Here is a 15,075-nt window from a genome sequence, read left to right as displayed (position 1 = left end):
TTACATTCCTCCGTCATTATACAGCTATTATTTCACTATGTATGCTAAAGGTTCATTATTCATAAATCTTCTAACATTACCAACTACTAATTCATTTATCCTATCTATATTATTTATTACAACTCCAGATGCATGAGGTGTAATATAAACATTTTCAAAATTCCAAAGTTCATCCTCTAACGGAAGTGGTTCTGTTTCAAATACATCTAATCCTGCATAACTTATATCATTATTTCTTAATGCTTCGGTTAAATCTTGCTGATTTATAATACTTCCTCTAGCTATATTAATTATTGATGCACTTTTTTTCAATAACTTCAAATTATCTTTGTTAATCATATGGAACGTACCCTTATTTAAATCAACTGTAATTATTATATAATCGCTGTTTGATAATACATGTTCTAATCCTTTTTTACCATCATATATTTCATCAAAATATGCCATTGTAGAAACTGGATTTCTTTTATAACCTAATAATTTTACTCCGAACCCTTGAAGCCTTTTTGCAATTTCTGTAGCGATGGATCCTGTGCCTATAATTCCAACAGTTTGACCATAAAATTCTCTTCTGTTTTTTACAAAATTCCATTCTTTATTTCTTTTGTTTTCTAAATATTTAATTGCATTAGTATTATGCATCAATATTTTGCAAACTACATCTTCAGCAATTGGAACACTGTATATATCTTTTCCATTAGTAAAAATAATATTTCGTTTTCTAATATAATTCATATCAATGTTATCATAGCCTGCTCGTATTGACTGTACCCACCTTAAATTTGGATGTTTATCCAAAAACTCTACATTAATATCACTTGGCTCACCAATTATTGCATCGGCTTCAATACATTCTTCAGTAGTTAAGTAAAATTCAATTTCTGGAAAATTTTTAGCAAGTACTTCGTAGTATGATTTCGTTACTATTACTTTCATTATTTTTCTCCCTTCTATACTTGAATTTATTAATTCATTGAAGTAAATTTAATAAATATTTAAAAATTGGGCGCTCAGCGCCCAATATCAAATTTCTCAGATTAAACGTTGCAATATCCAACTATTGTAAAGTCCTCAGGTATATCATATTTCTTATTTGGCTTACCTAACTGCCACGATAAATCAAATATTGTGCTGTCTATAATTACTTCAAAATAAAGCATTACTATACCAGCATCTATTTTTTCTTCATACTTATCAATATATGAATCTGATTGCAGAGCCAATACTAAAACATCATCATCAACTATAAATCTCCAAGGCTGTCTATTTCTAGATGATGGAGCCAGCCTTGCCATATTTAATCCATTAAATAAACCTCTGTTTATTAACTCATCCGCCTCTGCATTTTCTCCCCATTTTTTCATATATACAAAATCTCTTAGAGCACGTCTTGGGGAAGTATTATCTTCAACTATATCGACTTCAGCCCTTGAAGGATTATATTCTGATACATTTTCATATACGACTTTATTTTTATTATCGTCATATCCTAGTGATATAAAGCCTGTGAATTTCTTATCTGATTGAATATTTAATTTCCTTTTTAGCTTTTCTCCGTCTTTAAAGGTTATCCAACATGATCCTACACCTAATTCATGCGCCTTTAACATGATATTTTGGCCTACATATCCAGTATTTTCAATATAGTGCTCTTTATCCTCTGAAAGAATTATCAAATAATGAGGTGCTTTAATCATATATTCATTATAACCAGCATCATCTTTTGTTTTTTCATATACTTCTTCGTTGTTCTTTATTATTATGTCAATTTCAATATCCTTAATTAAATTTCTATCATTTTTATAGAACTTTTTTAATTCTTCGAGTATTTCTGAATTGACAGATGTTTCTTTGTAATTTCTTATTGATTTAATTTTTGGTATAATATTACGATAATCCATTTATTCCCTCCATTAATTTTAATCTTTCCCTATTTATACCCAATATTATGATATTTTAACAGAAAAATTTACTTATTATTAATGTAAATTGATTATACGTAATTTATATGATTAAAAAGCTATAACTATACCACCATCATCTGCATACACTGTACTTAAACCACCAGCTCTAAAAATTTTTATATCTTTAAAAGGATATTTCGCTTTTATTTCATCTCTTAATCGCTCAGCCTTTTCTAAACAATTCACGTGAGTTATAGCAAGAATTGTTTCTTCAAAATTAATGTTATATTCACCTATCATTTCGATCATTCTACTAAAAGCCTTCTTTTTACCTCTAACTTGTTCCTTTAATACAATTTTCCCTTGTCCATCTTCGCCCATTATAGGAACAATATGCAGTATATTTGCAAGAATTGCCTTAAAATTGGTTATCCTACCATTTTTAGCAAGATTATCAAGTGAATTTAAAACAAATAAGGTCCTAAGTTTAGATATATACTTATTAGTATTTTCAATTATATCTAAGGTGCTTAACTTTTCTTCTATTAATTGCTTAACCTTTAAAGCAATTAATGTTTCTCCTGCAGAAGCAGTTTTTGAATCAAAAACATGGATAAAACTTTCTGGAAACTTTTCTTTCATAATTTCAACAGCTAACATAGCACTATTATAAGAACCACTAAGTTGACTAGATATTGTAACTACAAAATTATTTTTATTTTCCTTAAATCTCTTAATAAAATCATCTGGAGAAGGGCAAGCAGTTTTAATATGATTATGACTGCTTTTCATTTTTGCTATTAAGTCAATAATATTTAAATCTTCATCAACAATCTCATCTTCATCTATTAATATTTTAAAAGGAACCCTTTGAGTGTTTTCAGTATCATCATTAAAATCAACACAACTATCTGTGATTAAATTATTATCCATATAACTCACTCCTAAACTTTTTCTATATTATAGCAAATATAAGTATTTTATACAAACAAAATTTATATTTTATCAAAATTTATCAGTTCTTCTTTTTTCTTTCTATTTAACTTTTTTATTTCTGATTCCCTTTTCATAGCATCTTGTTTATTGTTGAATTCTTCATAATATTTCAATACTACCGGAACTCTTCCTCTGGTATATTTAGCTCCCTTTTTTTCATTATGTGTCATTATTCTCTTATCTAAATCATTTGTATATCCAGTGTATAAAGAGCCATCACTACATTCTATAATATATGTATAAAACATTTTCGTCCCCTTTAATTGCTATTATACTATATATATTACCACATCTTTAATTATTATTTAAGAATTAATATTAATCTTCTATTTATTAATCCAAAAGTCATTTTCATTGTTATTGACATTAAATATATTCTATATTAAAATGTTTTTATTAATTATGGAGGAAGTTCTCATGAAAATCGGTATAATTGGAGCTATGGATGTAGAAATAGCTGAAATAAAAGATTCAATGAAAAATATTACTCAAGAAAAAATAAGCAGTGTTACATATTTTCAAGGAACAATTCACGACAAAGAAGTAATAGTTGCTAAGTGTGGCATTGGAAAAGTTCATGCAGCAGTTTGTGCTCAAACTATGATATTAAGATATTCCCCCAATGTTATTATAAACACTGGTGTTGCAGGTAGTTTAAATAATAAGTTGGACATTGGAGATTTAGTTATATCAGATTATGTTGTACAACATGATTTTGACACATCCGGAGTAGGAGATCCTATTGGTTTAATTTCAGGATTGAATTTGATAAAAATACCATGTAAGAAAAGTTTAGTTGAAAAGATAAAAGATGCTGCTAACAATATAGAAAATACAAATGTTTATGTTGGAACTATTGCGTCTGGAGATCAGTTTATATGTAATACAAAACAAAAAGATTATATAATAAATCATTTTGATGCCTTATGTGCAGAAATGGAAGGTGCAGCTATAGGTCATGTTTGTTATTTGAATAACATTGATTTTTGTATAGTGAGAGCAATGTCAGATAAGGCAGATGGTTCAGCTAATATGGATTTCCCAGTTTTTGTACAAAGAGCTGCTAAAAAATCAATAGAATTAATCGACAATTATTTGAAAATGATATAGTTTTTGCATTATATGCAAAACATGGGACGCATACACAATGCGTCCCCTACGGAACTAATATGTCTATAGCTTTTTGAATAGATGTTATTTCAGCTGGTGCATAGCCTCCTAAATCTCCATCAGTATCTATTGTTAATTTCTTGTCTGAATTTATTATTATATTCTTTCCCTGCAAGTAATGGACCTTTTGATGATTAATATGCTGTCCATTAAAAACTTTTGTAAGTATTTGAAGTAAGTCGGAATTATTTGTCTTCTCAAATACTACTAAATCCAAAAGTCCATCATCTATTTTTGCTTTAGGACATAAACTCTTAAAACCTCCTGCTCCAGATGTATTAACAATAAGAAATAATAAAGTATTAACATTTAACTCTTCACCATCTATTGTATACTTTATATTGTACGTTTTCTCTAATTGACCTGGAACATCAATTGCTGCCTGAAAATAATATGCATACTTTCCTAAAAGTGTTTTTGCTTCTATGGTAACATTATGAGGTATATTTGTAAAAGCTCCTCCCCCAGCTACGTTTAGAAAATAAGCTTCATTTATTTTACCTACATCTATTGATTTATAATTTCCTTTAATAATAAGATTAGCAAAATCAATGGGACTCTTAGGTATATTCAGCTGTTCTGCAAAATCATTTACAGTACCTGCTGGCATTATTGCTAATTTACTCTTACTACCACTTTTCATTATTCCGTTTACTACTTCTCGTGCAGTACCGTCTCCTCCGCAGGATATAATTAAGTCATAGCCATCATTGCACCCTCTAAACGCAGTAGTTTCTGCATCTCCTTTTTTCTTTGTGGCGAAAAATGTAAACTCTGTCTCTTCCTTTTCCAATACAATTCTCGATGCTTGAAATATTCTTTGTGCTGCTAATTCCTTGCCAGAAGAAGGATTGTATATTACTAGATATCTTTTCATTTATCCATCCTTATTAGAAACATAATTTCTGTATTTCTTTAAAACAATTACATACATATTAATATTATACCAAGTAAGGTTTATTTTATCAACTATAACACTAATTATAGCAATGGTGCCAACAATCTAGATATAGATTCTTTAAATCTTATAAATAATCCTCTTTCTAAATATAACTCCCTAGTAAGTTCTATAGAGTAATTCAGATCTTCCATAAATATGTTTGCCAACATAATTGAAATTTTTGTATCATAAATTATAGCATTGCCTTCAAAGTTAAGTTTGAAACTCCTAATATCAAAATTTGCTGTACCTACTGAAGATATTACTCCATCAACTACAATAGTTTTAGCATGTAAAAATCCATTTTCATAGGTATAAACTTTAACTCCATATGGCAGCAAATCTCCACAATACCAATATGATGCCCAATAGACAAAAGGATGATCTGGTTTACATGGTATCATTATGCGAACATCTACACCAGACATAGCAGCAATTTTTAATGCTTCAAATATACTGGAATCAGGTACAAAATATGGAGTTTGAATTAGAATATTTTTCTTTGCTGAATTTATCATTTTTACATAGTTACTTTTTATTACCTCATCTGTTTTATCTGGACCACTACTTACAATTTGAATTCCAACTTTTCCATTATTTCCGTTGTCAGGAAAATATCTAGGAAGATATAACATATCCTCATTTGTAGCATGACCCCAGTCTAGAAAAAAACGTGTTTGCAAATCTATTACTGCATCACCAGTAATTTTAATATGTGTATCTCTCCAATAACCTATTTCTTTATTTAATCCTACATATTCATCCCCTATATTAAATCCACCAATAAATCCTATTTTACCATCTATAACAACTATCTTTCTATGATTTCTAAAATTAATTTTAAAGTTGAAAAATGGTATGTTACTAGAAAAAAAAGCACCTACTTTAACTCCTGATATTTTAAGTCTATCAATTGTTGACTTTGGAATACTTCTGCCTCCTATTGAATCAAACAACAACTTAACTTCTATCCCTTCTTCTGCTTTTTTAGCAAGCAAATTCAACAATCTATTTCCCAAGTTGTCATTTTTTATAATATAATATTCAATATGAATATGATTTTGAGCTCTCTCGATACATTTAAACAACTCATAGAATTTTTCCTTGCCATCTATAAAAATTTCAACATCATTATTTTGAGTAAATGATGTTTCGTTTGCAAATAGATTCATTTTTAATATATCTATATACGATTCTACATTTTTATCATTAAGATGTAATTTGCCTGTGTTAAATAATTCTTGCTGTACTTTTAAATAATTACCAAAGGTCTTCTTATCCTTAATTTTCATTTTAAAAAGCTTTTTACGGCTGAAATTTTGTGCTAATAATAAATAAAATATAAAGCCAAAACCAGGAAATACGAAAAGAACTAAAACCCATGCTAATGTAGCAGTAGGATCCTTTCGTTCTAGAAAAATAATAATAAAAGCCATAATTATATTTATAAAATATATTATTGAAAATGATTCTATTAAACTTAGCATAACGTCCTCCAGTTGTTAATCGTTTCGTTACTTCATTATACTATTTATTACCATATTTTCTACGCTTAAACATTAATTGTATTTTAAATGTAATTATGTTAGTATAATTTCAAATATATAAGTAGGTAATTATCATGAATAAATTAAAATACTTAGTTTTAGTTGGAACATTTTTCACTTCATTATCATCTATTTTTATTCGAATATCCAATGCACCTTCCCTTGTTATATCTGCATATAGGATGCTTTTTACAATACTGATGCTTTTTATACCGTTTGTTTTAAAATATAGAATAGAATTGAAAAATATTAAAAGGCAAGATTTTATCTTATGTATTCTAAGCGGTATATTTCTTGCGTTACATTTTGCAACTTGGATTACTTCAATAAATATGACAACAATAGCTAATTCAACAATTCTTGTATCTTCCAGTCCTATTTTTGTTGCGCTTGCAAATTACGTAATTTTAAAGGAAAAATTTACTTCAAATATGTTCATCGGCATAGCAATGTCTTTATTAGGTACAACTATAATTACCCTAGGTACAGCAGGGGGTCTAAGTAGCAGCATGATGTTAGGAAATTTTCTTGCCTTTATGGGTGCAATTTTTGTAGCTGGATACTTGGTAATAGGAGGCATAGTTCGTAAGAATTTAAATGCTGGTACATATGTTTTTATAGTATATACAGCATCTACAATAGTATTGTTCTTAATATGTCTTTTAACTGATACACCTTTATACCCTTATTCACTAAAAGAATTTGTAATATTTATAGCTCTTGCATTTTCTTGCTCTATTCTTGGACATACTGTTTATAATTATCTTATGAAATATATATCTGCAACATTAATTTCAGTTTCAACTTTAACAGAACCAATATTTTCCAGTGCGCTCGCGTTAATAATATTTAAAGAAATTCCTTCAATGTCGACATTTATTGGAGGAACAATTATTATTTCCGGAGTTTTATATTATATAACATCACAAAATAAACCTCAATTATAAAAGGACAGATACATTGTCCTGCCCATCTATAGTAATAAATTATTTATTTTCTATTGCTGCCTTTATTAAATGTTTAAACAATGGATGACTTCTTGTAGGTCTTGACTTAAATTCTGGATGGAATTGGGCGCCTACAAACCATGGATGATCTTTTAATTCAACAATTTCTACAAGCTTGTTGTCAGGAGAAACCCCAGAAATTATAAGTCCATTATCTTCAAAAACTTGTCTAAACTCATTATTAAATTCATATCTATGTCTATGTCTTTCTGAAATTAAATCAGCACCGTCATAGGCTTCTTTAGCTTTTGTACCATCAATTAACTTACATGGATACCTGCCTAGTCTCATAGTTCCGCCTTTATTTTGTAAATCTTTTTGATCATTCATCAAATCTATTACTGGGTGTTCAGATTGTTCATTAAATTCAGAACTATTGGCATCACTATATTGAAGTACATTTCTAGCAAAATCTACAACAGCCATCTGCATACCTAAGCATATACCTAAAAAAGGTTTATTGTTATCTCTAGCATATTTAGCAGCTAGCACCTTTCCTTCAATTCCTCTATCTCCAAAACCACCTGGTACTAGTATTCCATTACAATCTTTTAAAAGTTCTTCATAATTTTCTTCAGATATATCTGCTGAATGTATCCAATTTATATTAACTTCAGCTGAATTATCAATCCCAGCATGTTTTAAAGCTTCTGCTACAGATAAGTAAGCGTCTTTAAGTTCAACGTATTTTCCTACCAAAGCTATATTTACATAATGTTGTGGATTTTTGGAACGTTTAACCATTTCCTTCCATTCTGTTAGATCAGGGTCTTTACAAACTATACCAAAATGATTACAAACAAGTCTAGCTAAACCTTCGTTCTCTAACAATAGGGGTATGTCATATAATGAATTTGCATCAGCATTTTGTATTACATTTTCTTTATCTACATTACAGAACAAAGCAATTTTAGACTTTAAATCCCATGTTATTTCTTTTTCAGATCTACAAACAAGTAAATCCGGCTGAATCCCTATACTTAAAAGCTCTTTAACACTATGTTGTGTAGGTTTTGTTTTAAGTTCTCCAGCTTTTGATAAATAAGGTAATAAAGTAACATGTATATACATTACATTTTCTCTTCCTACTTCGTAACGAATTTGTCTAATAGCTTCTAAGAAAGGTAAACTTTCGATATCACCTACAGTACCACCAATTTCTGTTATTACTACATCAACGTCCTTAACTGTAGCAACCCTTTTTAGCATCTTTTTAATTTCATTTGTTACATGAGGTATTACCTGTACTGTTCCTCCTAAATAATCACCTTTTCTTTCCTTATTTAAAACAGACCAATATATTTTTCCAGATGTTATACTGCTATATTTAGTCAAATCTATATCAACTATTCTTTCATAGTGTCCTAAGTCTAAATCTGTTTCAGCACCATCGTCTGTAACATAAACTTCTCCATGTTGATATGGACTCATCGTGCCAGGGTCAACATTTAAATATGGATCAAATTTTTGAAGTGTTACATTTAAACCCCTTGCTTTAAGCAATCTTCCCAAAGAAGCTGCTGTTATTCCCTTTCCTAATGAAGAAACGACTCCTCCTGTAATAAAAATGTATTTTGGCATTTTATCCTCCTATAATTCCTATTATTTCTGTTTTTTCTTTGTTTAATCATCTTCTAATAAAATAAATCACTACTTGCTACCAAAATAAAAAATTCCCCATATATAAAATATCTAATAACATAAAAAACAGAGACAAAAAGGGGTTTTTTTTTTTAGTCTCTATTAAATCTATTCCGATATATATTTTGCTGTTCCAAAAAAAATATTTTAAAGGTTTTTTCAGAATAGCATTAATTTATTAAATTATATTTCGTAAAAAGAATGTAAGATATTCACGAATCAATTTTATATGAAAATTGCTAAAAGGTCAATTACTTTTTTATTTTTTTTCATTATGATTGTACTATTGAAAAATAAAGTGCATATACATTTATAAGAGAATTCTGTTTAGCTACAGGGAATTGATGTAGGCCTTGCTAGTCTACAGTCAGGCAATAAATAAAATCAGCATTAATAAAGGAGGATTTGATTTGTTTAAATTATTAAGCGATACTTTTATAATTAATGAAATTGTTGATTCAAATTCGTCTGAAGCTTTATTAGAAAATGAAATAAATATTTCTGATAATCTACCAGATATAGAAAAAATAGTTTCAACAGAAGGTAAAATTAATATTAACAGTGTGACAGTTACCACTGATAATTTAACTGTTAGTGGAGATTTACTTTATAATATTATTTACCGTTCTAATGATGAAGAAACATCAGTATGCTCAACTTCTGGTAAGCTTCCCTTTACAGAAGAAATAACTGTGCCAGGAGCTACTGACAATATGGAAGGTCAAGTTTATACATATATTGATTATATCGACTCAGAACTAATATCAGAAAGAAATTTTTTAATAAAGGCAGTTGTAATTCTCGATACAGATGTAATAAACAAACATCCTGTTGATTATATTTCAAGTTTAGAATCTGATGGTAGTTTTCAAGCAAAAACAAAAAATATTAAATATACAGATACTGTTATTCAATCTTCAGAAGAAATTAATGTAAATGATGCAGTTGAATTAAGTAAAGGCTCTAACGAAATTTCTAGTATCCTTAAGGCAGATGCAGAAGTTTATATAACTAATGCAGATGTTATGAATGAAAGGATGATTGTAGAAGGAATATGTAAAGTTGATTTCCTTTTCACTGAAGATAATAACTTAAGTTCTACAGGATATGTTTCAGAGGAATTTCCATTTACACACTACATTGAAATCAAAGATTCAAACGAAGATATGTTAAGAGACATAAAAGTATCATTAAATGAATTAACATATGATGTGTCAGAAAACTATGACAATGAGAAAAAAATTATTGAATTTAACGCAAACTTTACTGTAGAAGCAAAACTCTATGATACAATTGAGAAAAATATAATCATGGATTGCTACTCGACAGAATCTCAAATAGAATTAAATTCTCAAAAAGTTAATTTATCTTCTATTAAAGATATTAAAGAAACTGACATTAAATATGATAATAACTTCGATGTAGTGTCAGGTACAATTAAAGATATTTACACAGTAAATATTAGTCCTAAAATATCTGAAAAAAGAATATTTGATGACAAATATATAGTTGATGGTTTCCTAGATGTAAATTTATTATATTTAAATGGAGATGTAAATAAAATTGATAGTGCTTATGCATCATTGCCATTTACTGCTTCAATTGACTTAGATAATGACGAAGCAAAAAGCGACATACTCTCTGATGTAAAAATAAATAAATGTAATGCTTATAGAAAGGGCAATAATTCAGTAATAGTAAACTGTGAAATTAATATTGACATGAAATTTAAAGATACTGATGAATTGACAGTAATCAGTAACATTACTGAAACAGGACCACTTGACTACAACAAAATGCCTAGTTTAATATTCAGAGTAGTTCAACCAGGAGAAACAATTTGGGATATAGCTAAAAATTACAATGTATCAATTAATTATTTAAATGAAATAAATGAAATTTCTCCTGAAGATGAATTAACACCTGGTACTAAAATTATAATTGCTAGAAAAGTATAACCGACATTACATATACAATAACTTATTAACTAATATAAAATAACAAGAAAGTGCGCAGCATGCGCACTTTCTTCAAATTAATGATAAAATTAATTTTATATTTTTGTCATTAAAATTATTTCTGTATATTTCCAAATTTCGTATACTGTTCAATCCATGCAAGTTCTACTGTTCCAATTGGACCATTTCTCTGTTTAGTAAGTATAACTTCAGTAATTCCTCTTTTCTCAGTATCATCTGGATGATAATATTCATCTCTATAAAGCATCATAACTACGTCGGCATCCTGCTCTATAGCCCCAGACTCTCTCAAGTCAGACATTATAGGCCTGTGGTCAGTTCTCTGTTCTGGTGCACGGGATAACTGAGATAAGGCCAATACAGGGCAATCCAGCTCTCTTGCCAATGCCTTTAATCCCCTTGAAATATTAGAAATTTCCTGTTGTCTACTATCTGTTTTTCTACCGTCAGTCATTAATTGAAGATAATCGACAACAATTAAATCTAAACCACTTTCAATTTTTAAACGCCTACACTTAGACATCATTTCAAACATAGAAATAGATGGAGTGTCATCAATGAACACCTTATAATTTGAGACAGTACTCATTACTGATATAAGCCTTGTCCAATCTTCATCTTCTAAATTGCCTGTCCTAAGTTTATTGCTTTCAACCATACTTTCCATACTAAGGATTCTTTGTACATATTGCTCCTTTGACATTTCAAGGCTAAAAAGAGCTACAGAAGCCCCAGATTTTACAGCATTCATCGTAAGGTTTAAGGCTAATGCAGTTTTACCCATAGAAGGTCTTGCTGCCAATAGAATTAAATCTGACCTTTGTAGGCCGGATGTCATTCTGTCAAGGTCATCATATCCTGTAGTTATACCAGTCAAACTTCCTTTATGCATTGCTCTTTCTTCAAGTTGATTAAATACACTTAATAGAACATCTTTTATTTCAACAAAGGTATTAATACTTCTATTTTGAGATATAGAAAAAATCCTTGATTCAGCTAATTCAATAATCTTTTGAATATCCTCATTTTCTTTATATCCCTTATCAATTATTTCATTCGAAGCACTTATAAGTTTTCTCAAAGTTGATTTTTCTCTTATTATATTACAATATGCCTCAACATTTTTTGAAGTAATAATATTTTCTGTAAGTTTTGCTAAATACTCAAAACCACCAATATAATCAACTTTTTCTCTTTTCTTCAGTTCTTCTGTAACAGTAAGAACATCAACAGGAATATTTTGTATGTGAACCTGCTTTATACTTTCAAAGATCTCTCTATTTGCCTCAAAATATAAATCTTCAGTATTTAAAAGATTTATTATTTTTTCTACTGCAACATGATCTATTAATGCTGAACCCAACACAGTTTGTTCAGCTTCTAAATTATGTGGAGGAACTTTACCTAAATTTATTAAATCAGACATTTTAACCTCTTAATTTTCTGTAACAATAACATTTATCTTAGCTGTTACCTGTGGATGAAGCTTAACTTTAACAGAGTAGTTACCGACTGACTTTATCGGTTCTTCTAGTTCAAATTTTCTTTTATCTATAGTTATTCCATTTTCTACTTCTAATTGTTCAGCTATTTCTTTAGTAGTAATGGAGCCAAATAGTTTTCCATTTTCTCCAACCTTAGATTTTATTACCATAGAAACTTTCATAAGACTTTCTTCTAGTTTTTTAGCTTCTTCATATATTTCTCTTTCTTTTTCTTCTTGTTTTTTCTTAACATTTTCTAAGTTTTTTAAATTTGCTTGTGTTGCTTCTATAGCTAAATTCTTAGGAAATAAGAAATTTCTTGCATATCCATCTTTTGCATTTATTATCTTTCCTTTTTTGCCTACATTTTTCACGTCTTCTAATAATATTACTTTCATTTATTAACACTCTCCTCTTTATAATAACTTATTGCTTCATACAGTTTAGCTTTCGCCTCTTCCATATCAGTTGTTTGAATTTGCGCTCCTGCCATATTTAAATGTCCACCTCCGCCTAGGTATTCCATAATTACTTGAACATTAACATTTCCTATAGAGCGACCACTAATATTAATATAATCTTCATTTCTCACTAATACAAAACTTGCTACAACGTCTTTAATTGTTAAAAGTTCATCAGCACTTTGTGCTGCAATTACATTTGAATCATCTGCAATTTCATCTATATATGATATTGCTATATCACCATACTTTATTTCTGATTTATCTATTATTTCTGTTTTCTTTTTCATTGCATCAAGACTATCATTAAAGAGCTGTTTAACATCTACTGTATCAGCTCCATTTCTTCTTAAAAATGATGCAGCTTCAAAAGTTCTAACACCAGTTTTAAAAGTAAAAGAATTTGTATCAACAACTATACCAGCCATTAAAGCATCTGCTTCAAATTTAGTCAATTTAATATGATCATCCATATACTGTATTATCTCGGATACTAATTCACATGTTGAAGAAGCATAAGGCTCAATATAGTCAAGCAACGTATTCTCTATATATTCTTCACTTCTCCTGTGATGGTCAATGAGTACAATTTTTTCCACATTTGTCAATAGTTCCGGTGCCTCTGTATAGCTTCCTCTATGTGTGTCTAAAACAACACATAGAGTATTTTGTTCTACGAGACTTAACGCTGTTTCTGTATCTATTATTGACTCTAAATAATGACTATCTTCAACTTTAATTCTTTCATACATATTTTTCAAAGCATAATTCACATTATTTAAAACTATATAAGATTTCTTTCCTCTGCTTCTGGCAATACTATACAATCCTATTGATGCACCTAAACTGTCCATATCTCCAACTCTATGACCCATAATAATTACGTTAGAACTTTGGTCTATAATTTGTCTTAATGCATAGGATATTATTCTAGCTTTTACCTTTGTACGCTTTTCAACTGCCTTGCTTTTACCGCCATAGAATTTAACTGAATTAATTCTTTTTACAACAGCTTGATCTCCACCTCTACCTAAAGAAACATCTAATGCACCTTTGGCATATTCAACTAATTGTGCTAAAGTTTTAGAATAAGCTCCAACACCTATACTTAATGTAAAATAATAATCAGCATCGTTCTTTAATCCCTTAACATCCTCCAGCATAGAGAATTTTTTTGATTCAAGAGCATCAAGATATTTATTTTCTATCATCATAAAAAATCTATACGTATCATATTTTAATACAAAACCATTCATTTCAGAAGCATACTTATTAAGTATTTTTTCAACCTCTGCTGTCATTGCAGATTTTTCACCTTTGTCCATCTTTTCAGATATTTCATCGTAATTATCGATTTGAATCAACATAGCTATTGGACGTTCATCGTTATATTTATTTTTAAGTATCGTATAAGCAGTATTTTCTATCCAATATAATACATAAGAATTACCTTCTCCAAACTTACCTTCTTCAAGTTCATAGAACATAATATTGAAATTTCTACCAACTTCAGGTAACTCAATATTATTAATTATCCCATCTTGTTTTCCTTCTAAATAATCAATAGGAAAATCTGAAAAAAAACCTGTAATATTTTCAAGATTCTCTATATTTTCACCAACTAATTCATTAAATTTTGAATTAATCCAAAAAAGTTTACCTTGGTTGCCAATTACACAAATAGGTGTAGGGAAATTATAAAATGAGTTAACTGATAGATTTTCAATATTTTTAGTGTAATTTATTATATACTTTTTAAAATCTTTTTCATTTGTTATTTGTCTCTTTAAAGTTATTGCTGTAATTATAATTAATATTAGTCCAAAAATCCCAGCATAATAATACATCCTCTCAATAATAAAAATTGCAATAATTACAATAGTTAATATAAAGTAGATAAAACTATTTTCCTCTAGAAATTTTGGAGTTTTTTTATTGTCATCCAT

Annotated in this window: 13 protein-coding genes; 3 read left to right on the top strand and 10 right to left on the bottom strand. The window is 28.8% G+C overall.

Annotation, left to right across the window (positions count from 1 at the left end; translation table 11 throughout):
* Positions 1-27 precede the first annotated feature (27 nt).
* From U8307_RS07850 to U8307_RS07835, 4 genes are all read right to left on the bottom strand, one after another.
* Positions 28-936, bottom strand: coding sequence for a D-2-hydroxyacid dehydrogenase (locus U8307_RS07850; RefSeq protein ID WP_326906738.1), 909 nt, complete (start codon positions 934-936; stop codon positions 28-30).
* 101 nt (positions 937-1,037) lie between these two features.
* Positions 1,038-1,901 carry a nitroreductase family protein gene (locus U8307_RS07845; protein WP_326906735.1) on the bottom strand — a complete coding sequence of 288 codons (864 nt, stop codon included), beginning with the start codon at positions 1,899-1,901 and terminating at the stop codon, positions 1,038-1,040.
* A gap of 111 nt (positions 1,902-2,012) precedes the next feature.
* The gene (locus U8307_RS07840; RefSeq protein ID WP_326906733.1) at positions 2,013-2,837 is read right to left on the bottom strand and encodes a DegV family protein; all 825 of its coding nucleotides are present in this window, start codon (positions 2,835-2,837) and stop codon (positions 2,013-2,015) included.
* 62 nt (positions 2,838-2,899) lie between these two features.
* The gene (locus U8307_RS07835) at positions 2,900-3,148 is read right to left on the bottom strand and encodes a GIY-YIG nuclease family protein (protein WP_326906731.1); all 249 of its coding nucleotides are present in this window, start codon (positions 3,146-3,148) and stop codon (positions 2,900-2,902) included.
* Between the two features lie 169 nt (positions 3,149-3,317).
* Between U8307_RS07835 and U8307_RS07830 the strand changes: the two genes are divergently transcribed.
* Entirely contained in the window at positions 3,318-4,010 is a 693-nt protein-coding gene (locus U8307_RS07830) for a 5'-methylthioadenosine/adenosylhomocysteine nucleosidase (protein WP_326906729.1), read from the top strand.
* Positions 4,011-4,056: 46 nt separating this feature from the next.
* Here U8307_RS07830 and U8307_RS07825 read toward each other — a convergent pair whose 3' ends face one another.
* The gene (locus U8307_RS07825; RefSeq protein WP_326906727.1) at positions 4,057-4,947 is read right to left on the bottom strand and encodes a diacylglycerol/lipid kinase family protein; all 891 of its coding nucleotides are present in this window, start codon (positions 4,945-4,947) and stop codon (positions 4,057-4,059) included.
* A 104-nt stretch (positions 4,948-5,051) separates the two neighbouring features.
* Positions 5,052-6,497, bottom strand: a complete 1,446-nt coding sequence (gene cls / locus U8307_RS07820) for a cardiolipin synthase (RefSeq protein WP_326906726.1) — start codon at positions 6,495-6,497, stop codon at positions 5,052-5,054.
* A 134-nt stretch (positions 6,498-6,631) separates the two neighbouring features.
* Between cls and U8307_RS07815 the strand changes: the two genes are divergently transcribed.
* Positions 6,632-7,504 (top strand): DMT family transporter, encoded by an 873-nt coding sequence (locus U8307_RS07815; protein WP_326906724.1) that lies wholly within the window; start codon positions 6,632-6,634, stop codon positions 7,502-7,504.
* Positions 7,505-7,543: 39 nt separating this feature from the next.
* Here U8307_RS07815 and U8307_RS07810 read toward each other — a convergent pair whose 3' ends face one another.
* Complete coding sequence (locus U8307_RS07810; RefSeq protein ID WP_326906723.1) at positions 7,544-9,145, bottom strand: CTP synthase; 1,602 nt, start codon at positions 9,143-9,145, stop codon at positions 7,544-7,546.
* Positions 9,146-9,615: 470 nt separating this feature from the next.
* Here U8307_RS07810 and U8307_RS07805 point away from each other — a divergent pair, with 470 nt between their 5' ends.
* Positions 9,616-11,163: a DUF3794 and LysM peptidoglycan-binding domain-containing protein gene (locus tag U8307_RS07805; protein WP_326906722.1), complete on the top strand. Its 1,548-nt coding sequence runs from the start codon at positions 9,616-9,618 to the stop codon at positions 11,161-11,163.
* Between the two features lie 115 nt (positions 11,164-11,278).
* On the opposite strand, the gene dnaB is transcribed toward U8307_RS07805, so the two are convergent.
* The 3 genes from dnaB to U8307_RS07790 are packed head-to-tail and all read right to left on the bottom strand — an operon-like array spanning position 11,279 to position 15,075.
* Positions 11,279-12,610, bottom strand: a complete 1,332-nt coding sequence (dnaB, locus tag U8307_RS07800; RefSeq protein ID WP_326906720.1) for a replicative DNA helicase — start codon at positions 12,608-12,610, stop codon at positions 11,279-11,281.
* Positions 12,611-12,619: 9 nt separating this feature from the next.
* Entirely contained in the window at positions 12,620-13,066 is a 447-nt protein-coding gene (gene rplI / locus U8307_RS07795) for a 50S ribosomal protein L9 (protein ID WP_326906718.1), read from the bottom strand.
* A complete protein-coding gene (locus U8307_RS07790; RefSeq protein ID WP_326906716.1) occupies positions 13,063-15,075 on the bottom strand; it encodes a DHH family phosphoesterase in 2,013 nt (670 codons plus the stop codon). Before U8307_RS07790 ends, rplI begins: the two co-directional genes overlap by 4 nt.

The sequence above is a fragment of the Sedimentibacter sp. MB31-C6 genome (assembly GCF_035934735.1).
In the GTDB taxonomy this organism is placed as follows: domain Bacteria; phylum Bacillota; class Clostridia; order Tissierellales; family Sedimentibacteraceae; genus Sedimentibacter.
Note: the sequence above shows the minus strand (reverse complement) of the source record. Positions and strands in the feature narration are given on the sequence as shown.

Bases quoted from the DNA above. Each gene is read 5' to 3' on its own strand.
- U8307_RS07850 (WP_326906738.1), bottom strand. From the start codon at position 936: ATGAAAGTAATAGTAACGAAATCATACTACGAAGTACTTGCTAAAAAT.
- U8307_RS07845 (WP_326906735.1), bottom strand. From the start codon at position 1,901: ATGGATTATCGTAATATTATACCAAAAATTAAATCAATAAGAAATTAC.
- U8307_RS07840 (WP_326906733.1), bottom strand. From the start codon at position 2,837: ATGGATAATAATTTAATCACAGATAGTTGTGTTGATTTTAATGATGAT.
- U8307_RS07835 (WP_326906731.1), bottom strand. From the start codon at position 3,148: ATGTTTTATACATATATTATAGAATGTAGTGATGGCTCTTTATACACT.
- U8307_RS07830 (WP_326906729.1), top strand. From the start codon at position 3,318: ATGAAAATCGGTATAATTGGAGCTATGGATGTAGAAATAGCTGAAATA.
- U8307_RS07825 (WP_326906727.1), bottom strand. From the start codon at position 4,947: ATGAAAAGATATCTAGTAATATACAATCCTTCTTCTGGCAAGGAATTA.
- cls (WP_326906726.1), bottom strand. From the start codon at position 6,497: ATGCTAAGTTTAATAGAATCATTTTCAATAATATATTTTATAAATATA.
- U8307_RS07815 (WP_326906724.1), top strand. From the start codon at position 6,632: ATGAATAAATTAAAATACTTAGTTTTAGTTGGAACATTTTTCACTTCA.
- U8307_RS07810 (WP_326906723.1), bottom strand. From the start codon at position 9,145: ATGCCAAAATACATTTTTATTACAGGAGGAGTCGTTTCTTCATTAGGA.
- dnaB (WP_326906720.1), bottom strand. From the start codon at position 12,610: ATGTCTGATTTAATAAATTTAGGTAAAGTTCCTCCACATAATTTAGAA.
- rplI (WP_326906718.1), bottom strand. From the start codon at position 13,066: ATGAAAGTAATATTATTAGAAGACGTGAAAAATGTAGGCAAAAAAGGA.
- U8307_RS07790 (WP_326906716.1), bottom strand. From the start codon at position 15,075: ATGGATGACAATAAAAAAACTCCAAAATTTCTAGAGGAAAATAGTTTT.